This is a genomic window from Streptomyces sp. NPDC091271, assembly GCF_044757505.1.
In the GTDB taxonomy this organism is placed as follows: Bacteria; Actinomycetota; Actinomycetes; order Streptomycetales; family Streptomycetaceae; genus Streptomyces.
Genome location: NZ_JBIVVD010000001.1, coordinates 1,186,722 through 1,205,951 on the forward strand (window position 1 = coordinate 1,186,722; position 19,230 = coordinate 1,205,951).

Consider the following 19,230-nt stretch of genomic DNA (forward strand, 5'->3'; position numbering starts at 1 on the left):
GGTCTCCACTCGGAGAGACGGGCAGGGAGGAGGCGGGGGAGTCACTCCTGGGTGGCGTCCCGGGGCGTGGGGCTCGCTCCGGGTGCGTACGGCGGCTGACGGGTACCTCGGTGGCGGCCCGGCGGCGGTTGGCGGTCCGCCGCCGGGCCGGACGGTCAGGCCGAGGCGGTCACGGGTACGGCCGGCGGGCCGCCCTGCAGGTCCACGTCGATGGTCTGCCGGTACAGGCGCAGCCAGTTGCCGCCGCACAGCTTCTCGACCTCGGCGGGTGAGAAACCGGCCTTGGCGAGCCCGTCGGGGATGTTGCCGAACTGGGCCGACGTCTCGAACCACTCCGGGTCCGGCACGACCGGCGACTGGCCGGGCTTACCCGCGCCGTACTCGGGGCCGCGCGTCCAGTGGCCCTTGCGCATCTCCACCATGTGCTCCTCGGTGAGGAAGCGCCCCAGGTCGGAACCGACACCGACGTGATCGACCCCGATCCGCTCCACGGTGCGGGCGACCAGCTCGCACCAGCTCTCGACGGTCTCGCTCCACTCGCCGGCGATGTTCGGATACATCGTCAGGCCGAGCACCCCGCCCCGCTCCGCGAGCGCGTCGATGACCTCGGGCCGCTTGTTGCGGGCGTGGTCGAAGAACTCGCGCGGATTGGCGTGGTTGACCGCCACCGGCACGGCCGACGCGTGGATCGCGTCGTACGAGGTCCGGTCGCCGACGTGCGAGCAGTCGACGAGGACGCCGCAGCGGTTCATCTCCTCGACGGCGTTGCGGCCGAAACGGGTCAGGCCGGCGTCGGTGGTCTCGTAGCAGCTCGCGCCCAGGGTGTTCTGGATGTTGTAGGTGAGCTGCATGACCCGCAGGCCCATGCGGGCGAACAGCTCGATGTAGTCCAGCCGGTCCTCGATCGGGGAGGCGTTCTGGGTCCCCATGAGGACGGCGGTGCGGCCCTCGGCGGCAGCCGACTCGATGTCGGCCGTGGAGTACGCGATCCGTATGAGATCGGCGTTGTCGCGTTCCATCCCGTACCAGTCGGCGAGGGCCTGCATGGTCTCCGCCGCGTTCTCCCAGAACGCGATGGTGTTGGTCACGCAGTCCACGCGCCCGGCGCGCAGCTCCTCGAAGACCGTCCGGTTGAAGACGCCGCACTCGAGTCCGTCGATGTTCATCGCTGCTCCTCGTTCTTGGCCGTGCCGCCGACGAAGTCCACGTCGTCGGTGAGGTCGGGTTCGATCACGCCGTTCTCGTCGACGGCGGTCGCGCCGGCGTGCTTGAGAGAGGTCACCGACTCCGTGGACAGCGCGTGTGCGGAGTCCTCGAAGAGCGACCACCACAGGGCGGCGGGGGTCTCGACACCGGTGTGTACCGCGCGGGCCGCCGGCAGCGAGCCGACGAGCGGCATCAGCCGCAACAGTTCGCCGTCGTCGGGCAGTTCGGGCTCGCGGCGCTCCATGACGAGGAGTACGCCGTCACCGGCCAGGGCCTCGGGCAGCGGAGGCAGCCCGGCGGCCGGCACGGCGTCCGACCGGGTGGGCGTCACCGTGATCACCACGCCCCGGTCGGTGCCCTGGTGCTCCAGTACGGCGGCGAGTTCCGCGCGCTCGACGCGCCCGGCCCACAGAGTGACCCGCTCGCCGGGTTCGGCCTGGAGCAGGTCGAGCAGGGCGGGGGCGACGACGAGGGCGCTCTGGCCGAGACAGTCGGTCACGAGAGCGCCCGGGGCCTCGGCGGCGATCTCCACCCGGCCCGAGCCCTCGCGGTCGGCCTCGCCGAGTCCGTCGGCGAGGAACTGGAGCGCGGGCAGCCCGGCGGCCTGGGCGTGCAGCACCAGGTCGCGTACGGCGGGTACGGCGCCGAGCGCGAGGCCCTGGGCCTGGAGCAGGCGCTCGGTGATGAGCCGTAGTTCGCGCAGTGACAGGCGGAGGGTCTCGGCGTCGGAGGCGTTCTGCCAGGTGCGTCCGAGGCGGTCGGCGGCGCCGTCGCTCCCGGTGCCGCTGGTGAGCGTGGCGGAGGTCATCGGGCGGCTCCGTTCGAGGGGGCGGGTGCGGGCGCGTCGAGGACGACGGTGTCGGCGGGGCGCGGCACGGCGGGCCAGAACCACGGGCCGGTGCCGGCACCCGCCAGGTCGGCGGCGGTGGGAGCGCCCTGGAAGATCACGCCGCGCAGGTCACGGCCGAGGTAGTCCTTGGTGCGTTCCAGGCCGTAGAGGGCGGCGTTCGCCAGGCGGATGATCCGCGCGGGCACGAAGGCGGCGTCACGGATGTTGGTGTGCGGTACGGCGTACGCGTGCCCGGCGAGGGACTGGAGGCGCTCGACGGCTCCCCGCAGCTCGGGGCGGCGCGCGAGGAGGCGTCCGACGGGCAGGGCGGGGTCCTCGGCGGCGAGCACGCCGTCGAGGTGCTGGACCATGCCGGGGATGTCCACGGTGAGATCGACGGTGCCCTCGGGCAGTTCGGCGGTGGCGCCGCACCGGGGCTCCTCGGCGGACCGGGACTTGTACCAGGTGTTGGCGACCGCGCCCGGCGCCGTCCGGTCGACGGCGAGAGCCCAGGCGTACCGCTCGGCGAGCAGCGCGCGCAGCTCACCGGCGGCCATCGAACCGTCCCGGCGGAACGTCTCGTTGACCGTGAGCCCCGCCGCGAGCCGGTCCGACTCCGCCGGGTCCAGCTCGGTGAGTACGGAGTTGACGACCTCGGCTGCCTCGTCGCAGACGTCCTCGACGCCGTCGACCAGCTCGGCCACCGTCGGCACCCGGCCGTCCGCCACCGCCGCGGCGGCGCGTCCGGGGATCGCGGCGAGCACGCGTCGCAGGTCGGCGACGATCCGCTCGGCGGGGGTGAAGCAGGTGTACTCGTTGACGTCTTCGCTCTGGTAGACGGCGGCCCGCTCCAGCAGGGCGACGAGGGCGTCCGCCACGCCGGAACCGGGCGCCGCCGCGAGGCCGCGGGCGTGGGCGAGGGCCTGCTCGCGCAGCGAGATCCAGCGGTCCACCAGCATCGGGTGGTTGCCGACCCACAGGACCAGACCGAGCGCGGAGCTGTTGCCGACACCGAGGAATCGGCGCACCTGCGGATCGAGGGCCACAGCCTTGCCCGAGCGGCGGGCGGCCAGCGCCTCGACCAGGTCCGCGCTCAGCTCGCGCATCATGTAGGCGGACAGCAACTGGGCGTGGTACGGCACCGCGAGCGGATGGTCGTCGCCGTACGAGAGGAACGTACGGGTGCCGAAGGTGCCGTTGCCGTCGAGGCCGATGTTGCGCATCAGATAGCCGACGCGGGCGAGAGCGACGGTGTCGGGCTGCCGGCCCGCGGCCAGCGCCTCCACGACGTGCTCGAAGACGCGCAGCGAGCGGTTGGCGCGGCACCAGGTGAGCGTGTGCCCGGTGGCGCGGCCGTGGTAGAGGCGCGGCATCTCGTTGCGGGTGTGCTCGACGTCCTCGGCCGTTGCGGGACCGTCGAGGAGGGCGCCCATCATGTCCCAACCGAGGTCGAAGATGCGCAGGGTGCGCTCCTGCGACGACGGCGGGAAGGCGAAGGCCACGAAGTCCATGACCCGGTCCGCGGCGTGGATGCGGTAGACGGCCTCGCCGCTGCCGTCCGCCTCGACGGTCAGCGAGCGGCGCTCGACGCGCCAGTCCTCGCGAAGCATCCGGTTGACCAGGGAGCGGGCCGACGAGAGGCGCCCGGCCTGCAGGGAGGAGAGGGCGGTCGAGGTCATGATCTCGGCGGCCGGCCGGCCGGCGGGCCCGGCCAGGCTGGGCTGTGGTGCCACGGATGGTTCCTTTCGTACGGGTCATGCGGTGCGGTGCCGGCGATCCGGCTTCCTCGGGGCGTCAGAGGGGGTGCGGGGCAGGGCGGAGGGCAGCCCGGGGCCAGGCACGGTGGGTGTACGGAGGGCACGGCCGGCAGGGGGTGAGATCCGGTCGCGAGGGTGGTGCGGGGAGGCGGCGGTGCGGCGGGGCACGCCCCGGTCGGGGGCGGCGGCGCCGCAGGACCGCGGTGTGCCGTGTCCGGGCGGACGAGGGCCGGGACCTTGAGCGGGGCGGGGCGGGTCATGCGTACGGGGTCCGGGTCAGGGCCCGGTGGCGAGGTATCGGGCGGCGGCGGTCACCTGCTCCCGGAGACGATCTTGGTCACGCGGGCGGCGCAGGCCACGGCGTCACCCGCAGCCGCCTCGGCGTCGAAACGCACCATCGGGCCGACCACGGACAGCGCCGCCATCACCCGGCGCCTGGCGTCGAAGACCGGGGCCGCCACGGCGACCGTCGGCTCCAGCCGGTTCGGCAGCGAGATCGCGTAGCCGATCTCCCGGATGTGCTCCAACTCCGCGTCACGAGCGGTCGCTACGCCCGCCTCGCGCAGCGCCTCCAGGTCGTGCGGCAGTGCCCAGGCGGTGAGCACCCGGCCGGAGGCGGTGTCCGAGATCGGCATCCGCGCCTCGATCCGGGAGTCGACACGCAGCAGCCGGTCCACCTCGACCCGCTGCACGATCCGCGCCGAGTCGCCGTCGAGGACGGCCAGCGACACCGTCTCGTCGATCAGGGCGGCCAGTTCCTCCATCGCGGCGGTGGCCCGGTGGCCGAGCCCGGCCTGGGCGAACGCGGCGTCGGAGAGCCGGGAGACACGGAGGCTGAGCCGGTAGGTCCCGTCCTCCGCCTGCTCGGCCCAGCCGCCGGCGCACAGGGTCACCAACTGCCGGTGCACATAGCCCCGGCTGCCACCTGTGCGACGGGCCAGCTCGGAGACACCCACGCCCTGCGGCTCGTCGGCGAGGGCGGCGAGGACCTCCAGCGTCTTGAGCGAGGAGGTGAGGATCTGGGTGGCCAATGCGCTGTCTCCTATAAGAGGACACTGTCTCCGATCGGGATGCGTCACTAAAACACCGCACTCGTCGGGCCGTCAATGGTTGCCTGAAGAAAAACAACAGACACACCATCAGGTGCGGTATTCACCTGCGTGTGCCTTGGATTTCATTCCGATGAGCGCATCTGACTTACGAATATGGGGATCCGGCGAGTTCGGTGTGTCACCTCCGTGCGTCTTCCATACGGAGACGGCGCTGGGCCCGCGCCACCCTGTGCGGCTGACTACGATCTTCCCGGACCCGGAACGTGTCGAGCGCGCCGGGGGACATCGATCATGGGGGAAGCAATGCGCAGGACACTTACCGCGACGGCCTTCGTTCTGGCGGCCGCTCTGCTGACGGGCTGCGGTGGTGACGCGGAGAAGCCGGCCGAGGCGGGCAAAGGGAGCAGCCCCGCTGCTCAGGAGTCCGCGAAGTCGGAGGAGAGCGGCGGAAGCGGCGTGAAGGAAGGCGCCTCGCACGAGGTGACGATCAAGGTCGAGGGGACCGGCAAGAGCAACGTCATGTACACCCTCGACGACTCGGACTTCGCGGAGGTGGACCTGCCGTGGACGAAGACGGCCACCATCGCCCCGCGGGGCGCTGAGCGCGAGGTCGGCCGGCTGGTGCTCGTCACGCCGGGCAACACGACCGCGGCCGACGGCATGCTCGTCGCGGCGGGGTGTTCGATCACCGTCGACGGTAAGACGGTCGTCGAGAACGAGGGTGGCAAGACGGGCAAGCCCTGCTCGTACACGCTCAAGTAGGCAGGCGCGCCGGCTCGGTCGTGGGCGCGGGGCGCCCCGGTGCGACTCGGAGTGAGCTTACGGACCGTGTGCTCTCCCGAAGGCTGAGGTCGCGGGAGGTCCAAGTGTCCGCTACCTCTCATCGACCCGGCCTCTGCGTGGCCGGGGCCCGCACCACGCTCTCGTGGTGCGGGCCCCGGGGAGCAGGCGCCGTGAGGTCAGGCCGGCCGCAGCCAGACCGTCGCCAGCGGTGGGAGCGTCAGCGTGATGCTGGTGTCCCTGCCGTGCGCCTGTACCGCCTCCGGCTTCAGCGGCTCCTCGTTGCGTACGTCGCTGCCGCCGTAGCGGGCCGCGTCCGTGTTGATGACCTCCACCCAGGCCTCGGGGCCGTCCGGTACGCCGATCCGGTAGTCGTTCCGCACCACGGGGGAGAAGTGGGAGACGGCGATCAGCGGTGATCCGTCCGCGTCGTAGCGGACGAACGCGAACGCGTTGTCCTCCGCGGCGCCGCCGTCGATCCAGCTGAAGCCCTCCGGCGAGGTGTCCCGCTGCCAGAGCGCGGGCAGCGCGTTGTAGACCGCGTTGAGGTCCGTGACCAGGGAGCGGACGCCCCGGTGGTCGCCGGAGGCCTCGTACGTCTCGTCGAGCAGCCACCAGTCCGGGCCGTGGCCCTCGGACCACTCGGCGCCCTGCGCGAACTCCTGGCCCATGAAGAGGAGTTGCTTACCGGGGTGCGCCCACATGAAGCCCAGGTAGGCGCGGTGGTTGGCCCGCCGCTGCCACCAGTCGCCGGGCATCTTGGTGACCAGCGCCTGCTTGCCGTGCACCACCTCGTCGTGCGAGATCGGCAGCACGTAGTTCTCGCTGTACGCGTACACCATCGAGAAGGTCATCTCGTTGTGGTGGTACTTGCGGTGGATGGGCTCCTTGGACATGTACACGAGGGAGTCGTGCATCCAGCCCATGTTCCACTTCAGACCGAAGCCCAGGCCGCCGTGGTCCGTGGCGCGGGTGACCCCCTCCCAGGCGGTGGACTCCTCCGCCATCGTGACGACACCCGGGTTGCGCCGGTAGACCGTCGCGTTCATCTCCTGGAGGAAGGCGACCGCGTCCAGGTTCTCCCGGCCCCCGAACTCGTTCGGTGACCACTGGCCGTCCTCGCGGGAGTAGTCGAGGTAGAGCATGGAGGCGACCGCGTCGACCCGCAGTCCGTCGATGTGGAACTCCTCGCACCAGTAAGTGGCGTTGGAGACCAGGAAGTTACGGACCTCCTTGCGGCCGTAGTCGAACTCCAGGGTGCCCCAGTCCGGGTGCGCGGCCCGGTTCGGGTCGGAGTGCTCGTACAGCGGGCGACCGTCGAACTCGGCGAGTGCCCAGTCGTCGCGGGGGAAGTGCGCAGGCACCCAGTCCATCAGGACACCGATGCCCGCCGCGTGCAGCGCGTCGACCAGGAAGCGGAAGTCGTCCGGGGTGCCCATGCGGGACGTCGGCGCGAAGAAGCCGGTGACCTGGTAGCCCCAGGAGCCGCCGAAGGGGTGCTCCGAGACCGGCATCAACTCCACATGGGTGAAGCCGAGTTCCCGCACGTAGGCGGGAAGCTGGGAGGCCAGCTGGCGGTAGCTGAGGCCCGGCCGCCAGGAGGGGAGGTGGATCTCGTAGACGGAGAACGGGGACTCGTGGACCGGCCGGTCGCCGCGGTGGGCCATCCAGTCCGCGTCCTGCCACTCGTGGCGCGAGGCCGTGACCACCGAGGCGGTGGCGGGCGGGACTTCGGTGTGCCGGGCCATCGGGTCGGCCCGCTGGGTGTGCGACCCGTCGGGCCGGCAGATGTCGTACTTGTAGACGGCGCCCTCGCCGACACCCGGGAGGAAGACCTCCCAGACGCCGGTGGAGCCGAGCGAGCGCATGGGGAAGCCGGTGCCGTCCCAGTAGTTGAAGTCGCCCGCGACCCGGACCCCGCGCGCGTTCGGCGCCCAGACGGTGAAGCGGGTGCCGGGCACCCCCTGGTGCTCCATCGGCTCTGAGCCGAGAGCCTTCCAGAGCTCCTCGTGCCGGCCCTCACCGATGAGGTGCAGATCGAGTTCGCCGATGGCGGGCAGGAAGCGGTACGGGTCGTCCACCTCGATCGTGTTGTCGTCGTACGCGACCTGGAGGCGGTACCCGTCCGGCACGGCGGGCAGCGGCAGGACCCCCGAGAAGAAGCCGTCGCCGTCGCTCTGCAGCTCGGCCTTCTTGCCCCCGGCCAGCACCGTCACCGAGAGGGCGAAGGGGCGCAGCACCCGGAAGAGCACTCCGCCCGGGGCCGGGTGCGCGCCCAGGAGCCCGTGCGGATCGTGGTGCTCACCGGCGAGCAGCCGGCCCCGGTCCGCGTCGTCCAGGGTGGTGGCGGGCAGCACGTTCTTGCTTCCTCCGCCGCGCCGGGGGCGGGGCGGGGCGCCGGTGGCCGCGGCCGTCGTCTTCCTGGCCCGGGCGCGCTTCACCGGAGGCGGCGGAGGCGTGTCCGCGGGCGTGTCCGCGGATGCGGCCGCGGGTGCTTCGGCGGGGGCGGGAGCCACGGCGGGTGGAGTCGCGGGGGCGGTGACCTCGGTGGTCACCGGCTTGGCGGTGGGAGGGACCTCGATGGGATCGGAGGACTTGCGGGACGGCTTGCGGGCGGTCACAGAGACTGCCTCCTCGGAAGGCTCGGGGGGTGAGTGGTGGGAGCGGAGGTCACGCGGTCGTGCCGGCCAGGCGCTGGATGGCGGCCATCGGGACCGGCAGCCAGTCGGGGCGGTGGCGGGCCTCGTACAGCACCTCGTACACCGCCTTGTCGGTCTCGTGGGCGCGCAGCAGCTCCGGCTCGGCGCGTGGATCGGAACCCGCCGCGCGGGCGTAGCCCTCGCAGTACGCGGCACGGCAGCGGGCCGCCCATTCGGGGTTCCAGGGGTGGTGCGAGCGGGCCGCGTAGTCGAAGGACCTGAGCATCCCCGCGACGTCACGCACCGTCGGCTGCGGCGCGCGCCGTTCGGGCAGCGGCCTGGCCGGCTCGCCCTCGAAGTCGATCAGCGACCAGAAGCCGTCGTCCCCCCGCAGGGTCTGGCCGAGGTGCAGGTCCCCGTGGATCCGCTGCGCCGCCCAGCCGCACTCCGTGTCCCCGAGCGCCGCGACCGCGTCGAAGGCGGTGCGCAGCCCCGGTACGTACGGGACGAGGGCCGGTACCGCCTGGGCGGCGGCCTCCAGCCGCTCCACCATCCCGGCCACCAGGTCCCTGGTCCGGTCGTGGGCCAGGGGCGGCGTCGGCAGTGCGGCGGCGAGCGCGATGTGCACCTCGGCGGTGGCCCGGCCGAGCGCGTGCGCCTCCGGCACGAAGTCCCGCCCGGCGGCCAGCGCGGCGAGCGCCAGCTGCCAGCCGTCCTGAGCACCGCGCAGGAACGGCTGCAGCACCCCGAGCGTGAGCGGCTCCGCGCTCGTCGTCGCCTCGAACCAGGCCACCGGGGCGGGTACCCGGCGGCAGCCCTCGCGGCCGAGCGCGAGGGGAAGTTCGAGATCGGGATTGATGCCGGGGAAGACCCTGCGGAAGATCTTCAGGATGAAGGCGTCCCCGAAGACGAGCGAGGAGTTGGACTGCTCGGCGTCCAGGACGCGCGGGGTGAGGCCCGGCGGGATCGGCTCCGCCCGGTCGAAGCGGAGGGGGCCCAGGGATCCGGGGTTACGGAATCGTTCCAGCAGGAGGTCGGCGACGCGCGGGTCGTGCAGCCCCTCGTACAGGGTGAGGCCGGCCAGCGGCCCGTCCGTGACCTGCCCGATGCGGGCTTCGGCCAGGCGCGGGGGCAGCGTGGTGCGCACGCCGAGCAGCAGCTGGTAGCAGTCCCCCTGGGCAGGCGCGGGGCGGCCGCCCGGCTGGTGCACCCGGACGAGCAGATGCAGCAGTCCGGGGCCCGCGCCCGCGGCGTCCAGAGGCAGTATCTCGGTGGCCGCGACGAGGGAGAAGCCGGTGACGGCCTGCCCCTTGCCCGCGAACCACCGCTGCCGTGGCACCCACTCGTGGAGCAGCGGGACGAGCGACGGCAGCAGGGCGGTGGTGCCCGTGGTGCTCGTCGAATGTCTTCTTGTCGTCTTTCTTGATGTTGTGCTCTTCGCCAGGGCGACTCGAGTGGATGCAGCCTCCGACATGGCATCGCGTCCTTTCCCCGGGCACACCACAGGATGCGAAGAGTGTCCCGGATTGCGGCAATGGCTGTCCGGCTGTGCGGGACGTGTCGGGTGAGGAAAAGTCCGGATGGACTCGATCAATGCTCGATCAATGGGCGACAAGTGCCCGGAAGAGCCAGGAAGTGCTCGATATGGGGGAGAGTGCCCCGTGCGGGGCGGCGGAAACCGCCCCGCGGGTGGCACCCCGGAGGTGAGGTGCCGTCAGCCGTCCACCGTCTCCGGTCAGCCGACCGGAGCGTCCTTCCGCAGCCGGAACCAGTAGAAGCCGTGCCCCGCGAGAGTCAGCAGGTAGGGCCACTGACCCACGGCGGGGAAGCGCACCCCGCCGATCAGCTCCACCGGATGACGCCCGTCGAAGGCCCGCAGATCGAGCTCGGTCGGCTGCGCGAACCGCGAGAAGTTGTGGACGCACAGCACGAGATCGTCCTTGTACTCGCGGGTGAACGCGATCACCGCGGGGTTCGACGACGGCAGTTCGCTGTACGAACCGAGACCGAAGGCGGGATTCTGCTTACGGATCTCGATCATCCGCCGCGTCCAGTGCAGCAGCGACGACGGCGAGGCCATCGACGCCTCGACGTTGGTGACCTGGTAGCCGTAGACCGGGTCCATGATCGTGGGGAGGTAGAGCCGCCCCGGGTCGCTGGAGGAGAAACCGGCGTTGCGGTCGGGCGTCCACTGCATCGGGGTGCGCACGGCGTCACGGTCGCCCAGCCAGATGTTGTCGCCCATCCCGATCTCGTCCCCGTAGTAGAGGATCGGGGAGCCGGGCAGGGACAGCAGCAGCGCCGTGAACAGCTCGATCTGGTTGCGGTCGTTGTCCAGGAGCGGCGCGAGACGCCGGCGGATGCCGATGTTGGCCCGCATCCGCGGATCCTTGGCGTACTCCGCGTACATGTAGTCGCGCTCTTCGTCCGTGACCATCTCGAGCGTGAGCTCGTCGTGGTTGCGCAGGAAGATGCCCCACTGGCAGCCCGACGGGATCGCCGGGGTCTTCGCCAGGATTTCCGAGACCGGGTAGCGGCTCTCACGGCGTACGGCCATGAAGATGCGGGGCATCACCGGGAAGTGGAACGCCATGTGGCACTCGTCGCCGCCGGCCGTGTAGTCGCCGAAGTAGTCGACGACGTCCTCCGGCCACTGGTTGGCCTCGGCCAGCAGCACGGTGTCCGGGTAGTTGGCGTCGATCTCCTTGCGGACCCGCTTGAGGAAGCCGTGGGTCTCGGGGAGGTTCTCGCAGTTCGTCCCTTCGCGCTGGTAGAGGTAGGGCACGGCGTCGACCCGGAAACCGTCGATGCCTAGGTCCAGCCAGAAGCGCAGGGCCGAGATGATCTCCTCCTGCACCGCCGGGTTCTCGTAGTTGAGATCGGGCTGGTGCGAGAAGAACCGGTGCCAGTAGTACTGCTTGCGGACCGGGTCGAAGGTCCAGTTGGACGTCTCCGTGTCGACGAAGATGATCCGCGCGTCCGGGAACTGCTTGTCGTCGTCGGCCCAGACGTAGTAGTCGCCGTACGGCCCGTCCGGGTCGGTGCGGGACTGCTGGAACCAGTCGTGCTGGTCGCTCGTGTGGTTCATGACGAAGTCGATGATCACGCGCATGCCGCGCTGGTGCGCGGCGTCGACGAACTCCACGAAGTCGGCGAGGTCGCCGAATTCGGGCAGCACGGCCGTGTAGTCGGATACGTCGTAACCACCGTCGCGCAGAGGTGACTTGAAGAACGGCGGCAGCCACAGGCAGTCGACGCCCAGCCACTGCAGATAGTCCAGCTTGGCGGTGAGGCCTTTGAGGTCACCGACGCCGTCCCCGTTCGAGTCCTGGAAGGACCGCACGAGTACCTCGTAGAAGACGGCGCGCTTGAACCAGTCGGGATCGCGGTCCTTGGCGGGAGTGTCCTCGAACAGGTCGTGGACAGGCTCATTGACGATCATGGTGTGGGTGACCCTCCGGTCGGCGGGGACGGTCGCAGGACCGCGATGTGCGCGGGTGTGACACCCGGCTCCAGACGCACATAGAAGGCCCTGCCCCAGTGATAGGTGTCGCCGGTGAGCTCGTCGCGCACCGGCACGCTCTCGTGCCAGTCGAGGCCGAGACGCGGCATGTCCAACGAGACCGTGGCCTCCTGGGTGTGGTGAGGGTCGAGGTTGACGACCACCAGAACGATGTCCGAACCCGAGCGCTTGCTGTACGCGATCAGCGCCTCGTTGTCGACCGAGTGGAAGTGGACGTCGCGCAGTTGCTGGAGCGCCGGATGGCGACGCCGGATCCTGTTGAGGGAGGTGATCAGGGGTGCGAGCGAGCGGCCCTCACGTTCCGCCGACTCCCAGTCCCTGGGCCTGAGTTGGTACTTCTCGGAGTCCTGGTACTCCTCGCTCCCGGGACGCACCGGGGTGTTCTCGTACAGCTCGAAGCCCGCGTACACGCCCCAGGAGGGGGACAGCGTCGCGGCCAGCACGGCCCGGGCACCGAAGGCGGGACGGCCGCCGTCCTGCAGGTAACCGGGAAGAATGTCGGGCGTGTTCACGAAGAAGTTGGGCCGCATGTACGAGGAACTCTCGCCCGAAAGCTCCGTGACGTACTCGGTGAGTTCCTGCTTCGTGTTACGCCAGGTGAAGTAGGTGTAGGACTGCTGGAAGCCGACCGAGGCCAGCGTGCGCATCATCGCGGGGCGGGTGAAGGCCTCGGCCAGAAAGATCACGTCCGGGTCGGTGCGGTTGATGTCGGCGATCACCTTCTCCCAGAAGACCACCGGCTTGGTGTGCGGGTTGTCGACGCGGAAGATCCGTACGCCGTGCTCCATCCAGTACCGCAGGATGCGCACGGTCTCCGCGACGATCCCGGGCAGGTCCTTGTCGAACGCGATCGGATAGATGTCCTGGTACTTCTTGGGCGGGTTCTCGGCGTAGGCGATGGTCCCGTCGGCGCGGTGGTGGAACCACTCCGGATGCTCCGTCACCCAGGGGTGGTCCGGGGAGCACTGGAGGGCGAAGTCCAGCGCGATCTCCATCCGCAGCGTGCGGGCCGTCGCGACGAAGTGGTCGAAGTCCTCGATCGTGCCGAGATCCGGATGGACGGCGTCGTGCCCGCCGTCGGCCGAACCGATCGCCCAGGGCACGCCCGGGTCGTCGGCCCCGGGGGAGAGGCTGTTGTTGGCGCCCTTGCGGTGGGTGGTGCCGATGGGGTGGATCGGCGGGAGATAGACGACGTCGAACCCCATCGCGGCGACGGCCGGAAGTCGCTCGGCGGCCGTCCGGAACGTGCCGCTGATCATCCGGGGAGCCGGCGGCGGGAGCTGCTCGCTGACAGCCGCCGGGGCCTTCTTGCGGCTGGCGGCCGTCTTCGCGGTCTTCGTGGCCCGTGGCTTCCGGGCGGGCTTCGGGGGCTCCACCGGCTCCGGGCGGGCGCCCTCGGAGCGCGGGAACATCTCGTACCAGGAGCCGTACAGGGCGCGGCGGCGCTCGACGGTCAGCGGCAGCGGCCGGGACGCGGTGACCAGTTCGCGCAGGGGGTGGCGGCCGAGCGCCTCGTCCACCTCGGAGGTCAGCGCGGCGGCGAGCCGGGAGGCCGCCGGGCGCTTCGTGTCGCGCAGCGCGTCGACGGCGGCCAGCACCGCCTCGCGGCCGTCCTTCTTGGGCACGCCCTCGGCGGCGCGGGCGTACAGCTCGGCCCCCTCCTCGAGGACCAGTGCGGTGTCGATGCCCGCCGGGATCTTGATCTGCGCATGGGCGCGCCAGGTGGTGACCGGGTCGCTCCACGCCTCGACGGTGTACGTCCAGTGCCCCTCCGACTCCGGGGTGACGTCGGCGCCCCACCGGTCCGTGCCCGGCGCGAGCTCGCGCATCGGCGTCCAGGGGCCGGGCCGTCCGCTCGGGTCGCACAGGACGACATTGGCGGCCACGGCGTCGTGGCCCTCGCGGAACACGGTGGCGCTGACCTCGAAGGTCTCGCCCGCGACGGCTTTGGCGGGCCGCCTGCCGCAGTCGACGAGCGGACGGACGTCCAGGACGGGAATGCGACCGATCATGGAATCACCTGGGGGTCGGAGCTCGGCATGCACGGCGCGCGACGTGGGCGTGAAGGGCTGACCGCGCGCGCCGCGATGGTGGGGTTGCGTCCTTTGTAGCTGCTCGGTTGTCGGCTGGCGGGCTGTGGGCATGGCCGCTCCTGTCCGCGTTCACTCGAATGGCACTCGAATGGCAGGCGCGCGGGGGATCCGTGCTCCGACCGGGGCACCTGGGATGTGCAGCGCGGGGGGTGTCACCGAAGGAGCCTTCCCACCGTTTTCGAGTGGCCAACCCGGCGGTGTGTTAACTCCTGGGTGCAACCGGAGCACGCGCTGTGGACCGCGCGCCGGTCCCCCGGCCGACGAGCGGGCACCCCCGAAGCCTTCCCTGAGGTGCGGGGTGCCACAAGTCCGCGTGAGGTGAGGAAATCAGCCATATCGCCCGTGACAGACGGGTACGTAACTGGCGCATCTGGCCCATGGGGCGAGAGGGGCCCGAGACGCTGGCGGGACCCCCGTGACAGGGGGTGTCCAGGAGTCGGCTGAGAGAGGGCGCGCGCGGTGCAGCGCGGGGGACGGGAGCGGGTGGACCGCCCCGCGCCGTACCCACTGAGCCGGTCGCGCGCCGTGGTTGCGTACGGCGGCACACCGCTACCGTCGAGGGTGACGGAGAGGGCGCCCACCGTCGTGCGTCCCCTCGGATCCGTACGTCCCCTGTAAAGGTGGGATACGTGAAGGCCATTCGTCGATTCACCGTGCGTCCCGTCCTCCCCGAACCCCTGCGACCGCTCAGCGACCTCGCCCGCAATCTGCGCTGGTCCTGGCACACCGAGACCCAACAGCTCTTCCAGGCGGCCGACCCGGAGGGCTGGCGGCCCGCGGACGCCGACCCCGTGCGTCTGCTCGGCGCCGTCTCCGCCGCACGCCTCGCCGAGCTGGCCGGCGACCAGCACTTCATGCACCGGCTCACCGAGGTGTCCGAGGACCTCCGGGAGTACCTCGGCGGCCCGAGGTGGTATCAGAACCAGCTCTCCCAGGGCGCGGAGCTCCCCGCGGCCATCGCCTACTTCTCACCCGAATTCGGCGTCACCGCCGCTCTGCCCCAGTACTCCGGCGGGCTCGGCATCCTGGCCGGCGACCATCTCAAGGCCGCCAGCGACCTCGGCGTACCGCTCATCGGGGTGGGCCTGCTCTACCGGCACGGCTACTTCCGGCAGAGCCTGTCCCGGGACGGCTGGCAGCAGGAGCACTACCCCGTCCTGGACCCCAACGAGCTGCCGCTCACCCTCCTGCGGGAGGCCGACGGCGCCCCCAGCAGGGTGGTGCTCGCCCTGCCCGGCGGCCGGTCCCTGTACGCCTCGGTCTGGCAGGCCCAGGTCGGGCGTGTCCCCCTGCTGCTCCTCGACTCCGACGTCGAGGAGAACGCACCGGGCGAGCGTGACGTCACCGACCGGCTCTACGGCGGCGGCAGCGACCACCGGCTGCTGCAGGAGATGCTGCTCGGCATCGGCGGGGTGCGCGCCGTGCGCACCTACTGCCGGCTGACCGGGCACGCGGCCCCCGAGGTGTTCCACACCAACGAGGGGCACGCCGGATTCCTCGGCCTGGAGCGGATCCGGGAACTCTCCGAGACCGGTCTGGACTTCGACGCCGCCCTGGAGGTCGTACGGGCCGGCACGGTCTTCACCACGCACACCCCGGTACCCGCCGGGATAGACCGCTTCGAACGGCAGCTCGTGGCCCGTCACTTCGGTGACGACGGCGAGCTGCCCGGGGTCGGCGTGGAGCGGATCCTGCGCCTCGGGATGGAGACCTACCCCGGAGGTGAGCCCGACCTCTTCAACATGGCGGTGATGGGGCTTCGGCTCGCCCAGCGCGCCAACGGGGTCTCCACGCTGCACGGAGCCGTCAGCCGGGAGATGTTCTCCGGGCTGTGGCCGGGATTCGACCCCTCCGAGGTGCCGATCACCTCGGTGACCAACGGGGTGCACGCCCCGACCTGGGTGGCGCCCGAGGTTCTCCGGCTCGGCGCCGGCACATTCGGCTCCGAGCGCGCGGAGAACGCCCTCGCCGGAGCCGAGGTCGGCATGGGGACCGGCGCCGGCGGCGGGACGGCGGGCACGAAGGGCACCCCCAGACGCTGGGACGCCGTGACCGCGGTCCCCGACCGCGAGATCTGGGACCTCCGCAGGGGGCTGCGCGAGCAGCTCGTCACCGAGGTGCGCAAGCGTCTCTACGCCTCCTGGCGCCGTCGCGGCGCCGGCACCGCAGAACTGGGCTGGATCGACGGTGTGCTCGACCCGGACGTGCTGACCATCGGCTTCGCCCGCCGGGTGCCCTCGTACAAGCGGCTGACACTGATGCTGCACGACCGCGACCGGCTCCGTGAGCTGCTGCTCCATCCGACGCACCCGATCCAGATCGTCGTCGCCGGCAAGGCCCACCCGGCCGACGACGGCGGCAAGCGGCTCGTCCAGGAGCTGGTGCGGTTCTCGGACGACCCGAGGGTGCGCCATCGCATCGTCTTCCTGCCCGACTACGGCATGGGGATGGCGCAGAAGCTCTACCCGGGCTGCGACGTCTGGCTCAACAACCCGCTGCGCCCCCTGGAGGCCTGCGGCACCAGCGGCATGAAGGCGGCGCTCAACGGCTGCCTCAACCTCTCCGTGCGCGACGGCTGGTGGGACGAGTGGTTCGAGCCCGACTTCGGCTGGGCGATCCCCACCGCCGACGGCTCCGCCACCGACGAGGAGCGGCGCGACGAGCTGGAGGCCAACGCCCTCTACTCGCTGATCGAGGACCGGGTCGCCCCCCGCTTCTACGACCGCGACGCCGACGACCTGCCCCAGCGGTGGATCGAGATGGTCCGCCGCACCCTGGTCACCCTGGGACCCAAGGTCCTCGCGGGCCGCATGGTGCGGGAGTACGTCGAAAGGCTCTACGCCCCCGCGGCGCGGTCGCGCCGGGTGCTGGAGCCGACGGCCGCCCGTGAGCTCGCCGCCTGGAAGGCCAAGGTCCGCGCGGCCTGGCCGCAGGTGGCGGTCGACCATGTGGAGGCCTCCGCCGACACGGTCGTCGGCGGCTCCGCCGAGCTGGGGTCCACCCTGGCGCTCCGGGTCCGGATCGCTCTGGGCGGCCTCGACCCGGAGGACGTCGAGGTGCAGGTGGTCGCAGGCCGGGTCGATTCCGGGGACGCGATCGCGGAGGCCCAGACGTATCCGCTGAAGCCGGCGGGCGGTCACGACCTGGAGGACCGCTGGCTGTACGAGGGCCCGCTCGCCCTCGACCGCACGGGCCCCTACGGCTACACCGTGCGGGTCCTGCCCTCGCACCGGCTGCTCGCCTCCGGTGCGGAGCTGGGTCTGGTCGCGGTGCCGAACGCGTCCACGGGCGACGGCGGCGGGGTGCTCCTGCGCTGACTCCCGCTGCTCACGGTGGGCCCGGCGTGCTCGCGCGCCGGGCCCACCCGCGTGTCCTGCGGTCCACCCGGTACCGGCAGGGGTGTATTCGGCGTGATCTCGCTAACATGACAGCCCTGCCGGTGTGGCCCTGAGGCCACCGACACGACAGCGAGGCGTCCCACCGGGCGCGAGTGGAGGTCAGCACGTTGAACGGCGGCGGAGGCCGAGCGAGACGCCTGACCCGTCGGCTGGCCGCGCAGAGCGGCATATCCCGGCAGTTGCACATCCGCCGGCCGGAACCCGCAGGACCCCCGCGGGGGGACCGCTTCACCACCGCGGCGCGGATGCGCTGGCTCAACGAGGCGAGCACCCGGATCGGCACGACGCTCGACCTGGAGCGAACGGCCCAGGAGCTGGCCGGATTCAGCGTCCCGCGACTGGCCGACGCTGCCGCCGTCGATCTGCTGGAGTCCGTGCTGCGCGGCGAGGAGGGCGAGCGCGTCACCGGCGCCGCGGTGCCCGTCACCCGTGCCATGGCGGTGCGGGCCATCGACGCGCTGGACGGACTCGAACCCGCCCCGGTGGGCGAGGTGGTCGACCGCCGGGAGCGCCGCGAGACGCTGCTGACCACCGAGTGCCTGCGCAACGGCAGGCCCGTGCTGGTCAGCCGGATGACCCCGGAGGACTACGAGCGCGTCGCGCCCACGCCGAGCGCGGCGGAGGCGATGCGCCGTCAGGGCGTCCACAGCTACATGGCCGTGCCGCTGACCGCCCGTGGTGTCCTGCTGGGCTCCGCCGACTTCGTGCGCGCCGGCGACAGCCCGCCCTTCAGCCGCGTGGACCTGGACCTGGCGGGTCAGCTGGCCGCCATGGCGGCCGTGTTCATGGACAACGCGCGGCTCTACGGACGCGAGCGCGAGCACGTCGTCTCGCTCCAGCGCTCCCTGCTCCCGCGCGTCACACCGCACACCCCCGGACTGCGGGTGCACGCCCACTACGCACCGGCCGTCGACGCGCACGGGGTGGGCGGTGACTGGTACGACGTGGTGGCGCTCCCGAGCGGGCGTACGGCGCTGGTCGTCGGCGACGTCACCGGGCACGGTCTGCCCGCCGCCGCCACGATGGGCCGGCTGCGGACCGTCGCCCGTACGCTCATGATGCTGGACATCGCCCCCGACCGGCTGCTCGCCCGGCTGGACCTGGCCACCCGCGACCTGGAGGACGACCAGGTCGCCACGTGTCTGTGCGCGGTCTACGACCCGGCGGACTCCAGCTACACGATCGCGAGCGCCGGCCATCCGCCGCCGCTGATCGTGGAAGCGGACGGGACCGCCCGCTATCCCGACATGCCGGTCGGAGCGCCGCTGGGCGCCGGGGTCATCCCGTACGACCCGCTGAGACTGCGTGGACCGGCCGGTGGCCGGCTCGTGTTCTACACCGACGGGCTGATCAAGACGCGCACCGACGACGTGGACGTACAACTGGAGGGGCTGCGCGCCTCCGTGGCGGCGATGGCGCCCGAGAAGCTCGATGCCGGTGGCCCGCTCACCTCGCCGCGGCAGGACGCCGGCCGCTTCGACGAGGCGGTGCTGCTGGTCGCGGGGGGCCACGAGCTCACCCCCGACGTGCGGTTGCGGGAGTGGGACCTGCCCACGGAGGGCAACCCCGCATCCACCGCCCGCAAGCTGGTCACCGAGCAGCTCGCGCGGTGGGACCTGGCCGAACTCGCCGATGTGACGGAGCTGGTGGTCAGCGAACTGGTCGGCAACGCCCTGCGCTACGGCGGCGGGCCCGGCCGGCTCAGGCTGCTCTGCGACGAGCGGCTCCAGGTGGAGCTGGCCGACACCGGGCCCGACCTGCCGCAGATCCAGCACGCCGACCTGAGCGACGAGGGTGGCAGAGGGCTCCAGCTCATCAACCTGCTGTGCCGCAGCTGGGGTTCGTGCCGAACGGCGACCGGCAAGATCGTCTGGGCCGAGCAGAACCTCCCCGGCAGGGACGCGAACTCCCCGCACTGACACGCGGAACAGCCCCGGGGAGGGTGCTCCCCGG

11 protein-coding genes are annotated in these 19,230 nt (G+C 71.6%); 3 read left to right on the top strand and 8 right to left on the bottom strand.

Annotated elements, in window-relative coordinates:
- Positions 1 to 155: 155 nt before the first annotated feature.
- The 4 genes from ACIQM3_RS05740 to ACIQM3_RS05755 all read right to left on the bottom strand — a co-directional run bounded on the left by ACIQM3_RS05740 (position 156) and on the right by ACIQM3_RS05755 (position 4,823).
- Positions 156 to 1,166, bottom strand: coding sequence for a membrane dipeptidase (locus tag ACIQM3_RS05740; RefSeq protein WP_401619191.1), 1,011 nt, complete (start codon positions 1,164 to 1,166; stop codon positions 156 to 158).
- Complete coding sequence (locus tag ACIQM3_RS05745) at positions 1,163 to 2,014, bottom strand: hypothetical protein (protein WP_401619194.1); 852 nt, start codon at positions 2,012 to 2,014, stop codon at positions 1,163 to 1,165. Before ACIQM3_RS05745 ends, ACIQM3_RS05740 begins: the two co-directional genes overlap by 4 nt.
- Positions 2,011 to 3,768: a hypothetical protein gene (locus ACIQM3_RS05750; protein ID WP_401619197.1), complete on the bottom strand. Its 1,758-nt coding sequence runs from the start codon at positions 3,766 to 3,768 to the stop codon at positions 2,011 to 2,013. Before ACIQM3_RS05750 ends, ACIQM3_RS05745 begins: the two co-directional genes overlap by 4 nt.
- A 335-nt stretch (positions 3,769 to 4,103) precedes the next feature.
- Positions 4,104 to 4,823 carry an IclR family transcriptional regulator gene (locus ACIQM3_RS05755; protein ID WP_401619199.1) on the bottom strand — a complete coding sequence of 240 codons (720 nt, stop codon included), beginning with the start codon at positions 4,821 to 4,823 and terminating at the stop codon, positions 4,104 to 4,106.
- 324 nt (positions 4,824 to 5,147) lie between these two features.
- On the opposite strand from ACIQM3_RS05755, the gene ACIQM3_RS05760 reads away from it, so the two are divergent.
- Entirely contained in the window at positions 5,148 to 5,606 is a 459-nt protein-coding gene (locus tag ACIQM3_RS05760) for a hypothetical protein (protein ID WP_401619201.1), read from the top strand.
- 197 nt (positions 5,607 to 5,803) lie between these two features.
- Here the strand turns inward: ACIQM3_RS05760 and glgB are convergent, their stop codons facing one another.
- The 4 genes from glgB to ACIQM3_RS05780 form a co-directional block, all read right to left on the bottom strand.
- Complete coding sequence (gene glgB / locus ACIQM3_RS05765; RefSeq protein WP_401619204.1) at positions 5,804 to 8,245, bottom strand: 1,4-alpha-glucan branching enzyme; 2,442 nt, start codon at positions 8,243 to 8,245, stop codon at positions 5,804 to 5,806.
- A gap of 49 nt (positions 8,246 to 8,294) precedes the next feature.
- Complete coding sequence (locus ACIQM3_RS05770) at positions 8,295 to 9,737, bottom strand: maltokinase (protein WP_401619207.1); 1,443 nt, start codon at positions 9,735 to 9,737, stop codon at positions 8,295 to 8,297.
- 261 nt (positions 9,738 to 9,998) lie between these two features.
- Positions 9,999 to 11,705: a maltose alpha-D-glucosyltransferase gene (gene treS / locus ACIQM3_RS05775; protein ID WP_104789243.1), complete on the bottom strand. Its 1,707-nt coding sequence runs from the start codon at positions 11,703 to 11,705 to the stop codon at positions 9,999 to 10,001.
- Entirely contained in the window at positions 11,702 to 13,798 is a 2,097-nt protein-coding gene (locus ACIQM3_RS05780; RefSeq protein ID WP_401619210.1) for an alpha-1,4-glucan--maltose-1-phosphate maltosyltransferase, read from the bottom strand. The genes treS and ACIQM3_RS05780 overlap by 4 nt, the downstream gene beginning before the upstream one ends.
- Positions 13,799 to 14,508: 710 nt before the next feature.
- Between ACIQM3_RS05780 and glgP the strand changes: the two genes are divergently transcribed.
- A complete protein-coding gene (gene glgP / locus ACIQM3_RS05785; protein ID WP_401619213.1) occupies positions 14,509 to 17,196 on the top strand; it encodes an alpha-glucan family phosphorylase in 2,688 nt (895 codons plus the stop codon).
- 326 nt (positions 17,197 to 17,522) lie between these two features.
- The gene (locus ACIQM3_RS05790; RefSeq protein WP_401619216.1) at positions 17,523 to 19,196 is read left to right on the top strand and encodes a SpoIIE family protein phosphatase; all 1,674 of its coding nucleotides are present in this window, start codon (positions 17,523 to 17,525) and stop codon (positions 19,194 to 19,196) included.
- Positions 19,197 to 19,230 lie beyond the last annotated feature (34 nt).

Excerpts from the sequence above, each read along its gene's own strand:
- ACIQM3_RS05740 (WP_401619191.1), bottom strand. The coding sequence starts at position 1,166 with ATGAACATCGACGGACTCGAGTGCGGCGTCTTCAACCGGACGGTCTTC.
- ACIQM3_RS05780 (WP_401619210.1), bottom strand. The coding sequence starts at position 13,798 with ATGATCGGTCGCATTCCCGTCCTGGACGTCCGTCCGCTCGTCGACTGC.
- treS (WP_104789243.1), bottom strand. The coding sequence starts at position 11,705 with ATGATCGTCAATGAGCCTGTCCACGACCTGTTCGAGGACACTCCCGCC.
- ACIQM3_RS05790 (WP_401619216.1), top strand. The coding sequence starts at position 17,523 with ATGCGCTGGCTCAACGAGGCGAGCACCCGGATCGGCACGACGCTCGAC.
- ACIQM3_RS05770 (WP_401619207.1), bottom strand. The coding sequence starts at position 9,737 with ATGTCGGAGGCTGCATCCACTCGAGTCGCCCTGGCGAAGAGCACAACA.
- ACIQM3_RS05745 (WP_401619194.1), bottom strand. The coding sequence starts at position 2,014 with ATGACCTCCGCCACGCTCACCAGCGGCACCGGGAGCGACGGCGCCGCC.
- ACIQM3_RS05760 (WP_401619201.1), top strand. The coding sequence starts at position 5,148 with ATGCGCAGGACACTTACCGCGACGGCCTTCGTTCTGGCGGCCGCTCTG.